The 236-nt window shown below is 39.4% G+C and carries 1 protein-coding gene; it reads right to left on the bottom strand.

The window, feature by feature from the left end:
* The coding region (locus tag Q4528_RS16105) for a hypothetical protein (protein ID WP_303522773.1) at positions 1–208 on the bottom strand (208 nt) is incomplete at its 3' end.
* Positions 209–236 lie beyond the last annotated feature (28 nt).

The raw sequence follows: 236 nt of genomic DNA, 5'->3' as shown, positions 1-236 counted from the left end.
CCGTTATGTCAGAGATAGAAATTCCTTTTAAGTACTCACTGCTTCCAGTGTCGACCGTCAAACTAGGGCCGTTTTCTGTATATTCAACAGCCTTAACAATTCCTGGTTGATTTGATGTTCCACTGCGGATTTCAACAGGTTTTCCAATTAAACTAGTTGCTTGCTCAACAGTTCCAAATGCCAATAAACTATCCAGCTTTTCATTCATCATCCTTGTTTGTTCTACTGCAGTAAAC

The sequence above is a fragment of the Staphylococcus pasteuri genome (genome assembly GCF_030547725.1).
GTDB classification, from domain to species: domain Bacteria; phylum Bacillota; class Bacilli; order Staphylococcales; family Staphylococcaceae; genus Staphylococcus; species Staphylococcus pasteuri.
The sequence above is the reverse complement of the archived record's forward strand: the minus strand, read 5'-3'. Positions and strand labels throughout refer to the sequence as shown.